The organism is Sphingomonas sp. NPDC019816, assembly GCF_050274375.1.
GTDB lineage: Bacteria > Pseudomonadota > Alphaproteobacteria > Sphingomonadales > Sphingomonadaceae > Sphingomonas.
Genome location: NZ_JBNNOB010000072.1, coordinates 1 through 17,655 on the forward strand (window position 1 = coordinate 1; position 17,655 = coordinate 17,655).

Sequence of the window (17,655 nt, forward strand, 5' to 3'; positions counted from 1 at the left end):
CTTCGACTTCGCTCAGCTTGAACGGCGGTCGGAATTGAACCCAGAACGCCGTTCAGCCTGAGCGAAGTCGAAGGCCGCGCGACTCCTTAAGCGACCAGACCCAAGTCCCGCATACGCGGTCGCAACGCCGCCGCGTCGGTAAAGTGCAGCGCGACGATGCCCAGTTTCGCCGCCGCATCGATGTTCGCGCGATTGTCATCGATGAACACCGCCTCGTGCGGCTCCAGCCCGAACCGGGCGAGCGCCAAGCGGTAGATGGCGGGATCGGGCTTCACCAGCTTTTCATCGCCCGACACCACGATGTCGCGGAAACGGTCGAACAGCGCCGCTTCCTGGGCGCGAAAGGGCGGCCAGAATTCGTGGCTGAAGTTCGTGATCGCGAACAGCGGGACACCAGCGGCATCCAGCTCGGCGACGAGGTCGTGCATGCCCGGAATCGGGTCGCCGATGCTCTCGCTGAAACGCGGGCCCCAGGCGGCGATCAGCTCGGCATGGTGCGGATGCAGCGCGATCAGCTCCGCCGAGGTATCGGCGAAGTCGCGTCCGGCATCATGCTGAAAATGCCATTCGCTGGTGACCACGTCGCGCACGAACGCATCGAGCGCCCGATCGTCCGCGATCAGGCGCCGATACAGGATGCGCGGATCCCAGTCGTACAGGACGCGACCGACGTCGAAGATGACGGCGGTCGGCCGATCGGGACGCGGTTCGGCCAAGCGGCCGGACGCATCCTGGTCGATCGGCGGCAAGGGTGATTAGCCCTGGCGCGCCTTGAAACGACGGTTGGTCTTGTTGATGACGTAGGTGCGGCCGCGACGGCGGATCACGCGGTTGTCCCGGTGACGACCCTTGAGCGACTTCAGGGAATTGCGGATCTTCATGATCGATTCGCTTCTTTTGAACTGGAGGTGATCTGGAAAGCGTCGCCGCCTAGTGGCAATGCGGGGGCAAGTCAAGGTTTGGGGCAAGGTTCGGGCATGACGACCTCGTCACCGGGCCATGGTCCCTCTTTCGCCGGGGGATCATCGCCCATATGTCATGCGTTGCCCATCCGTAACGTCCCTGAAGGTGTCCTCGACCCATGAAAGCCCGCTCGCTCCTGATCCTCGCGGCCGCCGCCGGAACGCTCGCCGCCTGTTCCACCACGGGCGGGCGCCTGCCGCCGACCGAGGTGATCCGCTATCACCTGGGCGAGCCGATCGCGCGCGGCACCATCCGGGTCGAGCCGCTGTCCAACACCGGCCCCGCCAGCATCGAGTTCAAGACCTATGCCGCCGCGGTCGAAACCGCGTTGCTGCGCAACGGCTATTCGCTGCCCCAGGGGGCCGCGCAGCCCGACTATATCGCGACCGTCTCTTTTACCCGCGCCAATCGGCTCGGCCCGCCGCGCCCCTCGCCCTTCTCGGTCGGGCTGGGTGGCGGCAGCTTTGGGGGCGGTCGTGGCGGCGGGGTCGGCCTGGGGGGCGGCGTGAGCTTCCCGATCGGCAAGAGCCGGCCGCAGGAGATCATCGGCACCGAATTGTCGGTTCAGATCAAGCGACGCATGGACCAGTCGCCGATCTGGGAAGGCAGCGCGCGCAACATCGCGCCGGTCGAGGCGCTGGCCAAGATCGACGCCCCGTCGCAGGCGGCCAAGCTCGCCAACGCCCTGTTCACCAACTTCCCCGGCGAATCGGGCCGCACGATCGAGGTGAAGTGAGGTGAGCGACCTGACGATCAACGCCGCGTTCGACGGCGGCAATATCCGCGTAGTCGCGATCGAGGGCGACCGCGTCGACCTGGAGATCGTCGCCGATCACCAGTCCGATTTCTACCAGTGGTTCTATTTCCGCGTCGGCGGCGCGAAGGGGCGGACGCTGACCTTCCGCATCCTGAACGGTGCGGGTTCGGCCTTTCCGCAAGGGTGGCCGAACTATCACGTCCGCGCCTCGGCCGACCGGCACGATTGGCGGATGACGCCGACGACCTATGCGGACGGGGTGCTCGAATGGCAGTGGACGGGCGAGACCGATCTCGCCTGGTTCGCCTATTTCGAGCCCTATACCATGGAGCGGCATAACGATCTGGTCGCGCGGATCGCGGCCAGGGGCGTGCATCACGAGGAACTTGGCCAGACGCTGGACGGCCAGCCGATCGACTATTTCCGCATCGGTTCGGGCCCGAAGCAGGTGTGGCTCTATGCGCGCCAGCATCCGGGCGAATCGATGGCCGAATGGTGGATGGAAGGCGCGCTCGACTGGCTGACCAGCCCGGCGGCCGAATCGCTGCTGGCGGCGGCGACCGTGCATGTCGTGCCCAACATGAACCCGGACGGCACGCGGCGCGGCCATCTGCGCACCAATGCGGCGGGTGTGAACCTCAACCGCGAATGGCACACGCCGACGCCGGAACGCAGCCCGGAAGTGCTGTGCGTGCGCAACCGGATGGACGAGACCGGGGTCGACTTCGCGATCGACGCGCATGGCGACGAGGCGATTCCCGCCAATTTCATCGCCGGCTATGAGGGTATTCCCAGCTGGACCGAGGATCACGGCGCCAAATTCTATGAATTCGGCCGTCGCCTGGCCGCGCACACGGCCGATTTCCAGACCCAGATGGGCTATGAGAAGTCGAGCGCGGGCAATGCCAACCTGTCCATGTCGACCAACCAGCTGGCCGAGCGGTTCGGCGCGGTGTCGGTGACGCTGGAGATGCCGTTCAAGGACCACGACCCCAGCCCCGACGCGGTGCATGGCTGGTCGGGCGAGCGCTCGGCAAAGCTGGGCGTGTCGTGTCTGGAGGTATTGAGCGAGATGATCGGGGAGATTTGAGCGGTTTGGAGGAGTCCTTGGCGGACAGGGACTCCCTTGGCCTTCGACTTCGCTCAGGCTGAACGGGGGGGGGGGAGCAAGGTCCGTGTTCGCGCAGAGGCGCAGAGGACGCAGAGAGGTTTGCGGGCGGCAGCGCTTCGTCCCCCTACACGCGGTAAGATGACAGTGCCGCAGCTGCGGCGGGACCAGACACCTCTGCGTCCTCCGCGCCTCTGCGCGAACCTTATCCCGCCCTCCGTTCAGCCTGAGCGAAGTCGAAGGCCACGCCCCAACGCCTACCGCGCAACCCCTTCCGCCGCGAGATAACGGTCCAGCTCCGCCAACACTCGCGCAAGCACAGTCGCATCCCCCGCCTCCGCGCGCACGGTCAGCGCCGCCTGGGTATTGGATGCCCGCAACAGCCACCAGCCATCCGCTGTCCGCACCCGGACGCCGTCCGTCTCGTTGATGTCCGCCCCCTCGGCGCGCAATGCCGCGCCGACCCGCTCGACGATGGCGAACTTGTCCGCCTCCGGCACCGTGATCCGTGTTTCGGGAATATCGACCATCGCCGGCATGGCGCCGCGCAGCTCGGTCATCGACCGGTCCGCCAAGTACGCCGCGCGGATCAGGCGGATCGCGGCGTAATGGGCGTCGTCGAAGCCGTACCATTCGCCGGCGAAGAACATATGCCCCGACATCTCGCCACCCAGCGGCGCCGCCGTTTCGACCATTTTGGCCTTCATCAGGCTGTGCCCGGTCTTCCACATCACCGGCTGCCCGCCCAGGCGTTCGATATGGTCGAACAGCGCCTGGCTGGCCTTCACATCCGCGACGATCGGTGCGCCGGGATGCTCGGCGAGGGTGGGGGTGGCTAGGATCATCAGGATCTGGTCGCCCCAGATCACGCGGCCCCGACCATCGACCGCGCCGATTCGGTCGCCATCGCCATCGAAAGCGAATCCGAAATCGAGCTTCTTCTCGGCGACCAGCCGTTTCAGCGCCTCTAGATTCGCCTCGACCGTCGGATCGGGGTGATGATGCGGGAAATGACCGTCCACATCGGTGAACAGCGTATGGTGCTCACCCGGCAGGCGCTGGACCAGCTTTTCGATGACGGGGCCGGCCGCGCCGCTGCCGCAGTCCCAGCCGATCCGGTACTCGCCGCCAGCATAACCCACCAGCAGCCGGTCGACATAGGCGTCGAGGATGTCGACCGCCTCGACCACTCCTGCGCCCTCGGTCCAGTCACGCGCCGCCGCCATGCGCGCGAGGTCCTGCACATCCTCGCCAAAAAAGGGGCGATGCTGCAGCACCATCTTGAAGCCATTGTCGTCGCGGGGATTGTGGCTGCCCGTTACCTGTACGGCGCCGTCCACCATTAGGGTCGCTTCGGCGAAATAGACCATCGGCGTCGGCCCCAGGCCGAGGCGCACGACATCGACACCGCTGTCGGTCAGCCCCTCGATCAGCGCCGCCTCCAGCGCGGGCGAGCTGAGCCGGCCATCGCGGCCGACCGCGACACGGGTTCCGCCCGCAAGCCGCACCCGCGTCGCGAAGCCGCGCCCGACGGCATAGGCCGCGCGCTCGTCCAGCGTCTCGGGCACGGTGCCACGCACGTCATATTCGCGCAGCGCCGTGGGATGGATGGCGGCGGCGCGCTCAGCCATGCCGGCGCTCCAGCAGCAGGTCGCGCGCGGCGTTGACCCGTCGGGTCAGATCGGCCGAACCGCCGCGATCGGGATGGACCTGCGTGACCAGCCGGCGATGCGCCTGGCGAATGGCCTCGGCATCCGCCTGGGGCGGCAGGTCCAGGATCGCCAGCGCCTCCGCCTCATCCTGCGGCAGGCGCGGAGGCGGTGCCGCCTTTTTGGGGCGCGGCAGGTAACGCCACACCAGCCAGATGACGAGCAGCGCGAGCAGCCATTTCACGGGCGTGCCCGGTCAGGCCGCATCGGGACGTGCGCCGGCTTCCGCCCAAGCCTCGGGCAGTTGCAGCGCCGCCATCATCTCGCGCAGCTCCTGCCGCGCGGCGACATGGCCCAGACCCATCGCGCCGAATTCCTTGGCGTCGATCATGGTCAGGCCGTTGGGGAACATCTCGCGATAGATGACGCGCTCGCCCAGGCCCGGGATCACCCGGAAGCCGACACGGCGCGACAGGTCGGTCAGCGCGTCCGACACGCGGCGCATGTTGCGCGCCTCGATATGCTGCAGGCGGTTGCGTAGCACGACCCAGTCAATGGTCGTGCCATCGGCGCGGGCCCGCTGCTTGCGCGCGTCCCAGATCAGCTCCGAATAGAAACTGGGGCGGGTCACCTGGAACGTCTCCGGGTCGACCTGTCCGATCAGGTCGAAGTCGACGAAGCTGTCGTTCATCGGCGTGACCAGCGTGTTCGACAGCGCCGCCGCCGTCCGCGCGAAATGGTCGTCGCGGCCGGGCGTGTCGACGATCAGGAAGTCGGCATCCTGCGACAGGCCGAACCACAGTTCCTCGAACCCTTCCTCGGTCTGACTGGTGTGCGTCGCGTGGACCGGCATGGGCAGCTTGTGCCCGGTGCGCTTGATCGTCTCGGCCCGGTTGTCGAGATAGCGGCCCACCGTCCGCTGGCGATGATCCAGATCGAGACACGCCACGCGTGCGCCCTTCGCGGCCAGCGCGATCGCCACATGAACCGCCGTCGTCGATTTGCCAGTGCCACCTTTTTCATTGGCAAAGACAATGACGTGCGTTGAAGATAGCCGTTCCGGCAACTCGTCGCTTCCTTATTGATCCCCGTTGCCACCCTACATAGAAGCCCTGGGCGTGGGGAACGAGGGGTAAAATCAGTGCAAGTCATTCGGGATCGCGAAGCCTTGGTTGCGGCGCTTGCGGCGCTGCGGGCCGATGGCGTGCGCATCGCGTTCGTACCGACCATGGGCGCGCTCCATGTCGGGCATATCGCGCTGATCGAAGCGGCGAAGCGGCCGGGCACCAAGGTGGTGGCGTCCATTTTCGTCAATCCCAAGCAGTTCGGGCCGAACGAGGATCTGGGCCGCTATCCCCGTCGCGAGCAGGCCGACATCCGGATGCTGACCGAGGCGGGTTGCGACTTGGTCTGGATGCCGGGCGTCGAGGCGATGTACCCGGACGGACATGCGACGACGATCCATGTCGCCGGCGTCAGTGAGGGCTATGACGGCGAATCGCGCCCCGGCCATTTCGACGGTGTGGCGACGGTGGTCGCCAAGCTGTTCAACCAAGTGAGGCCCGACGCGGCCTATTTCGGCGAGAAGGATTTCCAGCAGCTGGCGGTGATTCGCCGCATGGTCGCCGATCTGGACTTCGGGATCGAGATCGTCGGCGTGCCGACCCAGCGTGACGATGACGGCCTGGCCCTGTCGTCGCGCAACATCTATCTGGACGAGGAGCAGCGGGCCAAGGCGGTGGCGTTGCCACGTGCGCTGGGCGTCGCCGCGCGCGCGATCGGGCGGGGCGAGGAGCCGGCGACCGTACTGGCCGATGCGCGCGCCACGCTGACCGCCGCCGGGTTCGAGGTCGACTATATCGCGCTGGCCGATGCCGAGACGCTGACCCCCGATCCCGCCGCCGATCGCCCCCGCCGGCTGCTCGCCGCCGCGCGCATGGGGGCGACCCGACTGATCGATAACGTCGCTATCACAGACGGTTAACCGATTAACCAATTTGTGACCGTTGTGGGCATATCTTCCGACTCGAACAAGAATGTTCGGTAGGGGGCTCATATGGCCAATAGCAGCAAGAGTGCGCAGTTCCTGATGGAAAGCCGGCTCGTCGACCAGGCGACCGGCCAGAACGGCGCGATGATGTACGATCTGGGCGTCGCCTATTCCACCGGGTCGGGCGGCGTCCGCTACGACCTGATCGAGGCGCACAAGTGGTTCAACCTGGCGGCGGTCGCAGGCTTTCTGCCGGCGCAGATCGCCCGTGCCGAGATCGCAACCGACATGACGGCGCGCGAGATCGCCGAGGCCCAGCGTCAGGCCCGCAACTTCCTCTACAGCAGCCGTACGCCGCAGATGCGCGCGGCCTGACCGATCCGCGCCGCGCCGATCCGCCTCGTTGGGGAGGACGGGATCAGGCGTCGCTCTTCGGTTTCGCCGCCGCCTTCTTGGCGGGCGCCTTCTTGGCCGCCGGTTTCTTTTCGGCCGCCGTCTTCGATGTGGCCGTCTTGGTCGCCGCCTTCTTGGCCGGGGCCTTTTTCGCCGGCTTCTTGCGTGCCGGAGCGGCCGCCGCCCGCGCGTCGATCAGTTGCGCGGCTTCCTCCAGCGTCAGCTGGTCCTTGTCGACCGTCTTGGGAATGGTTGCGTTCGTCTCGCCATCGGTGACGTAGGGGCCGTAGCGCCCTTCCATCAGCTTGATCTCCGCCTCGGTGCGCGGATGCTTGCCCAGCACCTTGAGCGGTTCGCGCGACGCGGTGCCACGCGCGGCACGCCCGCCGCCCGCCGCCGCTTCGGCCAGCTTGACCACGGCGGCGTTCATGCCCGTTTCGAACACATCGGCGGTCGAAGTCAGGCGCGCATATTTGCCGCTATGCGCCAGATAGGGGCCATAGCGCCCGATCGAGGCGGTGATCGGCTCGCCCGTCTCCGGGTGATTGCCGATGGTGCGCGGCAGGCTGAGCAGCTTGAGCGCCCATTCCAGATCGAGATCGACATCCTTGGGGATCGAAGCGCGCTTGGCGTCCTTGCCCTCACCCAGCTGGATATAGGGGCCGAATCGCCCCGACTTGCGCTCGACCGGCAGCCCGGTTTCGGGGTCCTTGCCCAAGGTCTCGGGGCCGCTGTCCTCGCCCGCGCCTTCGCCACCCTGGGCGAATCGGCGGGTATATTTGCACTCGGGATAGTTGGAGCAGGCGATGAACGCGCCGAATCGACCGCCGCGCAATGCCAGCTTGCCCTCACCGCAATTGGGGCACAGGCGCGGGTCCGACCCGTCCGCCTTTTCGGGGAAGAGATAGGGCGCGAGAAACTGATCCAGTTCGGCGGTAATTGCCGAAGGCTGTTGCTCCATGACTTCGGACGTGCGCGGCTTGAAGTCGCGCCAGAAGGCGTCGAGCACCGCCTGCCACTGGGCGCGGCCGCCGGACACGTCGTCCAGTTCCTCTTCCAGTTCGGCGGTATAGTCGTAGCCGACATATTTCTCGAAGAAGCGCTCCAGGAACGCCGTCACCAACCGCCCGCTCTCCTCGGCGAAGAAGCGGTTCTTCTCGACGCGGACATAGGCGCGGTCCTTCAGCGTCTTGATGATCGAGGCATAGGTGGACGGACGCCCGATGCCGAGCTCCTCCATCCGCTTGACCAGCGAAGCCTCGGAGAAGCGCGGCGGCGGCTGGGTGAAGTGCTGCTCGGCCTTCACCTCCTTTTTGGCGGGCGCATCACCCTCGCGCAGGCGGGGGAGGCGGCGGGCTTCCTCGTCCTGGCTGTCGTCCTGGCCTTCCTCATAGAGTGCCAGATAGCCGGGGAAGAGCACGACCTGGCCGGTGGCCCGCAACACATGACGCCCGGTGCCGTCGGCCATGTCGATGGTCGTCCGCTCCATCCGCGCCGAGGCCATTTGCGACGCCAGCGCGCGCTTCCAGATCAGGTCGTAGAGGCGGCCATGGTCGCCCGAACCGGCATGGTCGCGGGAGAAGTCGGTCGGGCGAATCGCCTCGTGCGCTTCCTGTGCGTTCTTCGCCTTGGACTGGTACATCCGCGGCTTGTCCGGGACGTACGACGCGTCATAGCGGTCGGCCACCGCCTTGCGCGCCGCCGAGATGGCCGATCCGTCCATCTGGACGCCGTCGGTCCGCATATAGGTGATCGCGCCGTCCTCATAGAGCTGCTGCGCGATCCGCATCGTGTGATCGGCCGAGAAGCCCAGCTTGCGCGCGGCTTCCTGTTGCAGGGTCGAGGTGGTGAAGGGCGGCGGCGGGTTGCGCGTCGCGGGCTTGGTTTCGACCGACTGGACCTGGAAGCGGCCGGCCTCGACATCGGCCTTGGCGCGCGTGGCGTCGCCTTCATTGCCGATCGACAGGCGGTCAAGCTTCTTGCCCTCCCACTGGACCAGGCGCGCAACGAAGGGCGTGCCGTCCTGCTCCATATCGGCCGTCACCGACCAATATTCCTGCGGGCGGAACGCCTCGATCTCGCGCTCGCGGCTGACGATCAGGCGCAGCGCGACCGACTGGACGCGGCCCGCCGACTTGGCGCCGGGCAGCTTGCGCCACAGCACCGGCGACAGGGTGAAGCCGACCAGATAGTCGAGCGCCCGGCGTGCGCGGTACGCGTCGATCAGGTCGGTATCCAGCTCGCGCGGATTCTGCATCGCGTGGAGGATGGCAGGCTTGGTGATCGCGTTGAACGTCACCCGCTCGACCTTGTCGGGCAGCGCCTTGCGGTTCTTCAGAACTTCCTGCACGTGCCACGAAATCGCCTCCCCCTCGCGATCGGGGTCGGTGGCCAGAATCAGACGATCGGCCTTCTTGGCCTCGTCGGCGATCGCCTTGAGCTGGCGCGCCTTGTCCGCGTAATTCTCCCACTCCATCGCGAAATTCTGGTCCGGGTCGACCGAGCCGTCCTTGGGCGGCAGGTCGCGGACGTGACCATAGCTCGCCAGGACGCGGTAGTCCGAACCCAGATATTTCTCGATGGTCTTCGCCTTGGCGGGCGATTCGACGATGACAAGCTGCATGAGCGGTAAAACTACGTCCCTTACGTGTGTACGCGAGGATGGGGAGGGGGCGGGGGGCCGTCAAGCGCGGTTGGTTCGGGTGTGGCGGGGGCCGGGGGGGGGGCTTCGACTTCGCTCAGGCGGAACGGATGGACGTATGTGTGGCCTTGACCCCCAACCTTCGTTCGGCCTGAGCGAAGTCGAAGGCCACGCGCAAACCTCACCCCAAGGCCACCCGGCCGCCCGCATGCCGCTCCAGCCGTCCGGCCAGTTCCAGTTCCAGCAGGATCGTCTGGACGATGGCGGGCGGGCGGCCGCTCTGGCGGATGAGTTCGTCGACCGTCACCGCGACCGGGCCGAGCAGGTCGCTGACCCGCCGGCGGTCCGCATCGCTGGCCTCCTCGGGCGGCGGGGGCGTGTAGGGTATCTCCGGCGTGCGGACCATGCGCGGGTCGATGGGGCGGATCTGTTCGAGGATGTCACCGGCCGACTGGATCAGCGTCGCGCCCTCGCGGATCAGCATGTTGCAGCCTTGCGCGCGCGGATCGGCGGGGTGGCCGGGCACCGCCATCACCTCGCGCCCCGCCTCGCCCGCCAGTCGCGCGGTGATGAGCGAGCCGGAACGCGGCGCGGCCTCGACCACGACCGTGCCTTGCGCCAGCCCGGCGATGATCCGGTTGCGCGAGGGGAAATGGCGGGCCAGCGGCTGGGTGCCGGGCGGCTGCTCGGCGATCAGCAGGCCGCGTGTCGCCACCTCCTCCTGAAGCCGCGCATTCTCCGGCGGGAAGGCGATGTCGATGCCGCTGGCGATGACGCCGATCGTGCCGCCGTCGAGCGCGCCGATATGCGCCGCCGTGTCGATGCCGCGCGCCAGGCCCGAGGTGACGGGCACGTTCTGCGCCGCAAGGTCCTGCGCCAGCCCGCGCGCGAACCGGCACGACGCGGCCGACGCGTTGCGGGCGCCGACCAGCGCCACGCCGCCGCGTTGGGCCAGACCGATGTCGCCGCGTATGATCAGCGCGGGCGGGGCGGTGTCGAGTTCGGCGAGGAGCGGGGGATAGTCGGCGTCGCCCAGCATCACGTGCCGTGCGCCCAGCCGCGCCACCGTCTCGATCTCCCGCGCGACGACGCCCCGGTCGGCGGCCTTGGGGGCTTCGCCGCCGCCACGCCGGGCGAGTTGGGGCAGGGCGTCGAGCGCCGCCTCCGCCGTCCCGAACCGCGCCATCAGCTGGCGCCAGGTGACGGGTCCGATGCCATGCGTCCGCAACAGCCGGAGCTGCGCGAACCGGGCATCAGTCACGCTTTTTACCGATGCGCGGCTCGGTGCCCGCCAGCAGCCGGTCGATGTTCGACCCGTGCTTCCAGATGACGATCAGGGCGAGTGCGATCAGCAGCAGGACCAGGTCGAACCGCCCCATCACCGCCGCCGCCAGCGGCGCGCTGATCGCCGCCGTCATCCCCGCCACCGCCGAGATGCGGATGGTGGCGAGCAGGCCTAGCCACACCACCGCATAGACCAGCCCCAGCGGCCAGTAGAGCGCGGTGACGACACCCATCAGCGTGGCGACGCCCTTGCCGCCACGAAACTTCAGCCAGATCGGATAGCAATGGCCGACAAAGGCGGCCGCCGCCGCCAGCGCTTCCTCACCGGGTAGCCAGGACCGCACGACCAGCACGGCGACGACACCCTTCAACAGGTCGAGGATCAGCGTCGCGGCGGCCAGACCCTTCCGGCCGGTCCGCAGCACATTGGTCGCGCCGATATTGCCCGATCCGATACTGCGCAGATCGCCCGCGCCAGCCGCGCGCGTCAGGATGACGCCGAAGGGAATCGACCCCAGCAGATAGCCGATCAGCAAGGCCCAGGTCGGCGGCCCCCAGATGATTTCGGTCGGCAATAGTCTTCCCCTGTGCTCCGGGACAGACATAGAACATCGCTCCCCCCCTGTCCAATCCGGGACATGCTGGTTTCATGTCGGCCAACCGCTTAAGAGGCGGGAATGAGCGATGCGCGTCCGATCCTGTTTTTCGACTCCGGCGTCGGTGGGCTGTCGATCGCGGGGCCTGCGCGCGCCGCGCTGCCCGCCGCGCCGTTCGTCTATGTCGCTGACAGCGCGGGCTTTCCTTATGGCGAGAAGACCGAGGCGGAGATCGCGGCGCGCGTGCCCGCGCTGCTCGGGCGGCTGGCGGAGCGGTATCGACCACGCCTGATCGTGATCGCGTGCAATACCGCCTCGACCATCGCGCTGCCGGCGGTACGCGCGGCGCTGGACCTGCCGGTGGTGGGAACCGTGCCGGCCATCAAGCCCGCCGCCGTCATGAGCGAGACGCGCACCATCGGCGTGCTGGGCACGCGGGCGACGGTGCGGCAGGCCTATGTCGATGATCTGGCCGCGCGGTTCGGTGGCGATTGCCGCGTGATCCGGCACGGCTCGGCCGAATTGGTCGAACTGGCCGAGGCGAAGCTGCGCGGCGAGACGCTGTCGCCCGAAGCCTTCACGGCGGTGCTCGACGGGATGTTCGGGCAAGAGGGCGGCGGGAATATCGACGTCATCGTCAATGCCTGCACCCATTTTCCGCTGGTCGAGGCGGAGCTGGCGGCGGCGGCGCCGCATGCGGTGCGCTTCGTCGATGGCGGACCGGGCATCGCGCGGCGAATCGTGTTTCTGACGCAAGGGCAGGGCTGGCCCGATTCTACCGGGGAGGGCGCGGCCGTGTTTACCCGACTCGGCGAGCGCGAGCAGGCGCTCGCACCGGGGCTGGCGGCGCGGGGCTTTACGCGGATCGAGGCGCTCTGATCTCCCACCTCCGTTCGCACTGAGCGAAGTCGAAGTGCATGGGATTCGCGCGCGGCAAGGCATTTCCCTTAGGCTTCGACTTCGCTCAGCCTGAACGGAGGTGGGGGACAAGGGTGGGGTTGGCGATCCGTGCGAACCGCCCGCATCAGGAACCGATCGATCCTTGGGACAATATGTCCACCATGATCGATCACACTCAGTGCAGTTCCCGACTCGATTCCTTCATGGGTTCGTCCTACATTCCAGTCCCATGAGCATCGAGGGCACGGACGCGCGCGTGGATTATTCCCGCGTCTTCACCCAGGCGATCGACCGCCTGCACGCCGAGGGACGTTACCGCGTCTTCATCGACATCCTGCGCAACAAGGGCATGTTCCCCAACGCCCGGTGCTTTGCCGGGCATAACGGGCCCAAGCCGATCACCGTCTGGTGCTCCAACGACTATCTGGCGATGGGCCAGCACCCCAAGGTCATCGCCGCGATGGAGGAAGCGCTGCATGACGTCGGCGCGGGCTCGGGCGGCACGCGCAATATCGGCGGCAACACGCACTATCATGTCGATCTGGAAGGCGAACTCGCCGACCTGCACGGCAAGGAGGCGGCGTTGCTGTTCACCAGCGGCTATGTCTCCAACGAGGCGACGCTGGCGACGCTGGCCAAGATCCTGCCGGGCTGCGTAATCTTTTCCGACGAACTCAATCACGCCTCGATGATCGCCGGCATCCGCAATTCGGGCTGCGAGAAGCAGGTCTTCCGCCATAACGATCTGGCGCATCTGGAGGAACTGCTCGCGGCGGCGGACCCGGCGGTGCCCAAGCTGATCGCGTTCGAAAGCGTCTATTCGATGGAGGGCGATGTCGCCCCGATCGCGGCGATCTGTGATCTCGCCGACAAGTACAACGCGCTGACCTATCTTGATGAAGTCCATGCGGTCGGCATGTACGGCGCGCGCGGCGGCGGCATTTCGGAGCGGGACCATGTCGCGCACCGGCTGACTGTGATCGAGGGAACGCTGGGCAAGGCGTTCGGCGTGATGGGCGGCTATATCGCGGCCGACCGGATGATCGTCGACGTGATCCGGTCGTACGCGCCGGGGTTCATCTTCACGACCTCGCTGTCGCCGGTACTGGTCGCGGGCGTGCTGGCGAGCGTGCGGCACCTGAAGCAAAGCTCGGTCGAACGGGAGGGCCAGCAGGCCGCTGCCGCCAAGCTGAAGGCGATGATGCGCGAGGCCAACCTGCCCGTCATGCTGGGTGAGACGCATATCGTGCCCGTCATGGTCGGTGACCCGGTCAAGGCCAAGAAGATCAGCGACATCCTGCTCGCCGAGTACGGCGTGTACGTCCAGCCGATCAATTACCCGACCGTGCCACGCGGTACCGAACGCCTGCGCTTCACGCCGGGCCCGGCGCATGACGAGGCAATGATGGCGGAACTGGTGTCCGCGCTGGTCGAAATCTGGGAGCGGCTGGATCTGAAGATGGCGGCGTAAGCCGCATCGTTTTCGCGCGAAGCCGCGACGATGCGAAGAAGGATGGTTCGCGCAGACGCTCGGAGAGCGCAGAGATTTGCCCGCCATCGAGCGTATCGCTTTTATCGTCTGCCTGTTGAAAGTGTCGTGCAGGTCGCGATCAGGCGTGACACCTCCGCGTCCTCCGCGCCTCCGCGCGAACAAAAAACCTTTGCGACTTCGCGGCTTCGCGCGAACCCATCAATCCAGCGTAATCGCCGCCTCGCATCCCGGCACGGCGAGGGGCTCGCCGAATCGGACGGTGTGGACGTCGGTATATTCACCATCCACCGGTTCGGCATGGACATGGATGACGCGCCGCACTCCATCGATCGTCCAATAGGTCGGGATTCCCGCACGAGCGTAAAGCATCCGCTTCAACCCAAGATCGCGCGATTGCGTCGTCTGCGTGATTTCGATCACCAGCAGAATATCCGCCGGGGTGAGGAAGCGATTCTCCGTCACTGTCTGTCGCAAAAGCGCTGCATCGCAGGAGACGACGTTCGAGTCGTTTAGGACGATACCCGTTTCGCCCCGGACCAAAGACGGTCCCATCTTCTGCGCAAGGTAGAAGACGACGTTGGCCTGCGCTGCGGAATGGCCGTTCATCGGAGGATTCATCCGTGCCAGCTCTCCGTCGATCAGTTCGACCTTCATGCCGTCAAACGCGCCGCTTTCGACCATGTGCAGGAACTCGGCGCTGGTGAAGCGCGCGCGGGTGTCCGGGGAAAGGCGGGCCAACTGGTTCACGGACGCAATCCTATCATGAGGCCAAGCGCAAACCTAGCCGCACCTCATTTCTTGCAATAGCCCTCGCCGGGTTTCACCGTCAGGCACTCGGTCTTGCCCGCGAGATGTTTCAACCCCGTCGCATCGCCGTTGGTAGGGCGCAGCGTTTCGCGCACGCCGTTCCGCTCGAACACGATGGTGTCGCCGACCGCATCGCCCTTGAACTCGCCCTTGTTGTCGAGGTCCCATTGCATCTCCAGGCGGTAGCGGCCCGGTGTCGCGGCGTGCTTGATGTTCAAGTACATGCCCTCCACCCCGACATAGCGACCCACATAGTCCGGCGCCTTCTTCTTCGGAACACCGGTGAAGGTCGATCCGTCACCGGCGGGGCCCGCCGTCGCCGCCGTAGCCGCCGTCGCGCCGGGGCCACCGGCCGAGCCGATTGCGGCATTGTTGACGACCTCCGGCGCCTCGCGCGAGCAGGCGGTGACGGCGATCAGGGTGGACAGCAGGATGATGCGTTTCATGCCGCGGAAAACCGGCCGGGCCGGACACATGTTCCCGCGCCAAGGGGTAGCCATCGCCGGCGCGCGCGCGTAAAGGCGCACCCATTCCATCCTTATCTGTCAGGAGCGCCCGTCCCATGCGCATCGCGATCGCATCCGATCATGCCGCCGTCTCGTTGAAGACCGTGCTGGCGGACTGGCTGCGCGGGGAGGGGCATGAGGTGCTGGACTTGGGGACAGACGGCAACGCCAGCGTCGATTATCCCGATTTCGGCCGCGCGGTCGGCGAGGCTTTGGCCGATGGCCGCGCCGAGCGCGGCGTGGCCTTATGCGGATCGGGGATCGGCATCTCGATCGCCGCCAATCGTAACCCCGCCTGCCGCTGCGCGCTCGTGTCCGAGCCGCTGTCGGCCGCGCTCGCCCGCCAGCATAACGACGCCAACGCCATCGCCATGGGCGCGCGCGTCATCGGCGAGGAAATGGCCAAGGCCTGCCTGACCGCCTTCCTGTCCACCCCGTTCGAGGGCGGACGTCATCAGCGCCGTGTCGACATGCTGTCCACCGCGCCCGCCCAGAATTGAACGCCAAGGATACCGCCCTCATGAGCATGAACGACGTCCAGCCCGCCGGTTTCTTCACCCGTACCCTGGCCGATGCCGACCCCGCCGTCTTCGCCGGTGTCGCCCACGAGCTGGAGCGTGAGCAGACCCAGATCGAGCTGATTGCCTCCGAGAACATCGTCTCCAAGGCGGTGATGGAAGCGCAAGGCTCGGTCTTCACCAACAAGTATGCCGAGGGTTATCCGGGCAAGCGTTATTATCAGGGCTGCGCCCCGTCGGACGAGGTCGAGCAGCTGGCGATCGACCGCGCCAAGCAGATTTTCGGCTGTGAGTTCGTCAACGTCCAGCCGCACTCGGGCGCGCAGGCGAACGGCGCGGTGATGCTGGCGCTGGCCAAGCCCGGCGACACGATCATGGGCCTGTCGCTCGATGCCGGTGGCCATCTGACGCACGGCGCCCGAGCGGCGCTGTCGGGCAAGTGGTTCAACGCGGTGCAGTATGGCGTCGACCCCGAGACGCACCTGATCGACTATGACGAGGTCGCCCGGATCGCGCGCGAGAGCCAGCCCAAGATCATCATCGCGGGCGGCTCGGCCTATCCGCGCACGATCGACTTCGCCAAGTTCCGCGCCATCGCGGACGAGGTCGGCGCCTATTTCATGGTCGACATGGCGCACTTCGCAGGCATCGTCGCGGGCGGCCTGCACCCGACGCCGTTCGGCCATGCGCATGTCGTGACCACCACCACGCACAAGACGCTGCGCGGTCCGCGCGGCGGCATGATCATGACCAATGACGAAGCCATCGCGAAGAAGATCAACTCGGCGGTCTTCCCCGGCCTGCAGGGTGGCCCGCTGATGCACGTCATCGCCGCCAAGGCGGTCGCCTTCGGCGAGGCGCTTCAGCCCGAGTTCAAGACCTATATCGCGGCGGTGGTCGAAAATGCCCGCGTGCTGGCAGCGACGCTGAAGGCGCGCGGCGCGAACCTGGTCGCGGGCGGCACCGACACGCATCTGGCGCTGGTCGACCTGACCCCGCTGGGCATCACCGGCCGCGACGCCGACGAGGCGCTGGAGCGCGCCGGCATCACCTGCAACAAGAACGGCATCCCCAACGATCCGCTGCCCCCGATGAAGACCAGCGGCATCCGCGTCGGCTCGCCCGCCGGCACCACGCGCGGTTTCGGCCCGGCGGAGTTCGAACAGATCGGCCATATGGTCGCCGATGTGCTCGACGGTTTGAAGGCCAAGGGCGAGCATGGGGACCCGGAAGTCGAGGCGAACGTTCGTGCCCGTGTGCGTGAGCTTTGCGCACGCTTTCCGATCTATCAGGGATAAGGACGTTTCAAATGGCCAAGTTCGACCAAAAATTTGCAGAGGTTCAGAGCGACATCAAGTCGACCCCGGGCCTGGGCAAGAGCATGGCCAAGTGGGGCGCGCTGGGCGCCGTGGTCGCCATCCCCGTGCCGTTCGTCGGCCCGGTCCTCGGCGCGGCGGCGGGTGCCGGCTACGCCTATTTCAAGGCCAAGAAGAAGATCTGAATGCGCTGCCCCTTTTGTGGCCATGAAGACAGTCAGGTAAAGGACAGCCGCCCCACCGAAGATGGGGCGGCCATCCGCCGCCGCCGCCAATGCGAAGGCTGCGGAGCGCGCTTCACGACGTTCGAGCGCATCCAGTTGCGCGAACTGTTCGTGCTGAAGAGCGAGGAACGACGCGAGCCGTTCGACCGCGAGAAGCTGCTCCGGTCCATTTCCATCGCCACGCGCAAACGCCCGATCGACCCGGTGCGAGTGGAGAAGCTCGTGTCCGGGATTCAGCGCCAGCTGGAGACGAGCGGCGAGGGCGAGGTGTCGTCCAAGCGGATCGGTGAGATGGTGATGGAAGGGCTGAAGGGCTTGGATTCGGTGGCGTACATTCGGTTCGCCAGCGTGTACCGGGAGTTCGGCGAGGCCAAGGATTTCGAGGCTTTTGCCGGGACGGTCGAAGAAGTGGCGCCGCGGGGGGAGTGAGTTTGCCCTTGTGGTGATGGCAGGGCGTGGGCTTCGACTTCGCTCAGCCTGAACGGCTGTTAGTATAGTACCGAGTACCCCC

Annotated in this window: 20 protein-coding genes; 10 read left to right on the plus strand and 10 right to left on the minus strand. The window is 66.7% G+C overall.

The window, feature by feature from the left end; genetic code table 11:
• Positions 1-86: 86 nt before the first annotated feature.
• Together ACQKJZ_RS11535 and ykgO are read right to left on the minus strand one after the other, a co-directional pair.
• Positions 87-740, minus strand: a complete 654-nt coding sequence (locus tag ACQKJZ_RS11535; protein WP_427731227.1) for an HAD family hydrolase — start codon at positions 738-740, stop codon at positions 87-89.
• Positions 741-755: 15 nt separating this feature from the next.
• Entirely contained in the window at positions 756-881 is a 126-nt protein-coding gene (ykgO, locus tag ACQKJZ_RS11540) for a type B 50S ribosomal protein L36 (protein WP_004210176.1), read from the minus strand.
• Positions 882-1,081: 200 nt separating this feature from the next.
• Between ykgO and ACQKJZ_RS11545 the strand changes: the two genes are divergently transcribed.
• Together ACQKJZ_RS11545 and ACQKJZ_RS11550 are read left to right on the plus strand one after the other, a co-directional pair.
• On the plus strand, positions 1,082-1,699 hold the full coding sequence (locus tag ACQKJZ_RS11545) for a DUF4136 domain-containing protein (protein WP_312490295.1): 618 nt from the start codon (positions 1,082-1,084) through the stop codon (positions 1,697-1,699).
• A 1-nt stretch (position 1,700) separates the two neighbouring features.
• Positions 1,701-2,810 (plus strand): M14 family metallopeptidase, encoded by a 1,110-nt coding sequence (locus ACQKJZ_RS11550; protein ID WP_427731210.1) that lies wholly within the window; start codon positions 1,701-1,703, stop codon positions 2,808-2,810.
• A gap of 275 nt (positions 2,811-3,085) precedes the next feature.
• On the opposite strand, the gene pgmG is transcribed toward ACQKJZ_RS11550, so the two are convergent.
• The 3 genes from pgmG to ACQKJZ_RS11565 are packed head-to-tail and all read right to left on the minus strand — an operon-like array spanning position 3,086 to position 5,543.
• Positions 3,086-4,459, minus strand: a complete 1,374-nt coding sequence (pgmG, locus tag ACQKJZ_RS11555) for a phosphoglucomutase/phosphomannomutase PgmG (RefSeq protein ID WP_427731211.1) — start codon at positions 4,457-4,459, stop codon at positions 3,086-3,088.
• Positions 4,452-4,721: a DnaJ domain-containing protein gene (locus tag ACQKJZ_RS11560; protein ID WP_427731212.1), complete on the minus strand. Its 270-nt coding sequence runs from the start codon at positions 4,719-4,721 to the stop codon at positions 4,452-4,454. The genes pgmG and ACQKJZ_RS11560 overlap by 8 nt, the downstream gene beginning before the upstream one ends.
• A gap of 12 nt (positions 4,722-4,733) precedes the next feature.
• On the minus strand, positions 4,734-5,543 hold the full coding sequence (locus tag ACQKJZ_RS11565; RefSeq protein WP_427731213.1) for a division plane positioning ATPase MipZ: 810 nt from the start codon (positions 5,541-5,543) through the stop codon (positions 4,734-4,736).
• A gap of 75 nt (positions 5,544-5,618) precedes the next feature.
• On the opposite strand from ACQKJZ_RS11565, the gene panC reads away from it, so the two are divergent.
• Positions 5,619-6,461: a pantoate--beta-alanine ligase gene (gene panC, locus ACQKJZ_RS11570; protein ID WP_427731214.1), complete on the plus strand. Its 843-nt coding sequence runs from the start codon at positions 5,619-5,621 to the stop codon at positions 6,459-6,461.
• Positions 6,462-6,533: 72 nt separating this feature from the next.
• The gene (locus ACQKJZ_RS11575) at positions 6,534-6,842 is read left to right on the plus strand and encodes a hypothetical protein (protein ID WP_427731215.1); all 309 of its coding nucleotides are present in this window, start codon (positions 6,534-6,536) and stop codon (positions 6,840-6,842) included.
• Between the two features lie 43 nt (positions 6,843-6,885).
• On the opposite strand, the gene topA is transcribed toward ACQKJZ_RS11575, so the two are convergent.
• From topA to plsY, 3 genes are all read right to left on the minus strand, one after another.
• Complete coding sequence (topA, locus tag ACQKJZ_RS11580) at positions 6,886-9,483, minus strand: type I DNA topoisomerase (protein ID WP_427731216.1); 2,598 nt, start codon at positions 9,481-9,483, stop codon at positions 6,886-6,888.
• Positions 9,484-9,682: 199 nt separating this feature from the next.
• Complete coding sequence (dprA, locus tag ACQKJZ_RS11585) at positions 9,683-10,762, minus strand: DNA-processing protein DprA (RefSeq protein WP_427731217.1); 1,080 nt, start codon at positions 10,760-10,762, stop codon at positions 9,683-9,685.
• The gene (plsY, locus tag ACQKJZ_RS11590) at positions 10,755-11,360 is read right to left on the minus strand and encodes a glycerol-3-phosphate 1-O-acyltransferase PlsY (protein ID WP_427731218.1); all 606 of its coding nucleotides are present in this window, start codon (positions 11,358-11,360) and stop codon (positions 10,755-10,757) included. Before plsY ends, dprA begins: the two co-directional genes overlap by 8 nt.
• A 102-nt stretch (positions 11,361-11,462) precedes the next feature.
• Here plsY and murI point away from each other — a divergent pair, with 102 nt between their 5' ends.
• Both murI and hemA read left to right on the plus strand, forming a co-directional pair.
• Positions 11,463-12,260, plus strand: coding sequence for a glutamate racemase (gene murI / locus ACQKJZ_RS11595; RefSeq protein ID WP_427731219.1), 798 nt, complete (start codon positions 11,463-11,465; stop codon positions 12,258-12,260).
• 250 nt (positions 12,261-12,510) lie between these two features.
• Positions 12,511-13,752, plus strand: a complete 1,242-nt coding sequence (gene hemA, locus ACQKJZ_RS11600; RefSeq protein WP_427731220.1) for a 5-aminolevulinate synthase — start codon at positions 12,511-12,513, stop codon at positions 13,750-13,752.
• Positions 13,753-13,971: 219 nt separating this feature from the next.
• On the opposite strand, the gene ACQKJZ_RS11605 is transcribed toward hemA, so the two are convergent.
• Together ACQKJZ_RS11605 and ACQKJZ_RS11610 are read right to left on the minus strand one after the other, a co-directional pair.
• Positions 13,972-14,520, minus strand: a complete 549-nt coding sequence (locus tag ACQKJZ_RS11605) for a Uma2 family endonuclease (RefSeq protein WP_427731221.1) — start codon at positions 14,518-14,520, stop codon at positions 13,972-13,974.
• A gap of 44 nt (positions 14,521-14,564) precedes the next feature.
• Positions 14,565-15,026, minus strand: coding sequence for a hypothetical protein (locus tag ACQKJZ_RS11610; RefSeq protein WP_427731222.1), 462 nt, complete (start codon positions 15,024-15,026; stop codon positions 14,565-14,567).
• A 116-nt stretch (positions 15,027-15,142) separates the two neighbouring features.
• Between ACQKJZ_RS11610 and rpiB the strand changes: the two genes are divergently transcribed.
• The 4 genes from rpiB to nrdR are packed head-to-tail and all read left to right on the plus strand — an operon-like array spanning position 15,143 to position 17,573.
• Positions 15,143-15,586 carry a ribose 5-phosphate isomerase B gene (rpiB, locus tag ACQKJZ_RS11615; RefSeq protein WP_427731223.1) on the plus strand — a complete coding sequence of 148 codons (444 nt, stop codon included), beginning with the start codon at positions 15,143-15,145 and terminating at the stop codon, positions 15,584-15,586.
• 20 nt (positions 15,587-15,606) lie between these two features.
• Positions 15,607-16,902 carry a serine hydroxymethyltransferase gene (gene glyA / locus ACQKJZ_RS11620; protein WP_427731224.1) on the plus strand — a complete coding sequence of 432 codons (1,296 nt, stop codon included), beginning with the start codon at positions 15,607-15,609 and terminating at the stop codon, positions 16,900-16,902.
• Positions 16,903-16,913: 11 nt separating this feature from the next.
• Positions 16,914-17,105, plus strand: coding sequence for a hypothetical protein (locus ACQKJZ_RS11625; RefSeq protein ID WP_427731225.1), 192 nt, complete (start codon positions 16,914-16,916; stop codon positions 17,103-17,105).
• Complete coding sequence (gene nrdR, locus ACQKJZ_RS11630) at positions 17,106-17,573, plus strand: transcriptional regulator NrdR (protein WP_427731226.1); 468 nt, start codon at positions 17,106-17,108, stop codon at positions 17,571-17,573.
• The last annotated feature ends 82 nt before the right edge of the window (positions 17,574-17,655 follow it).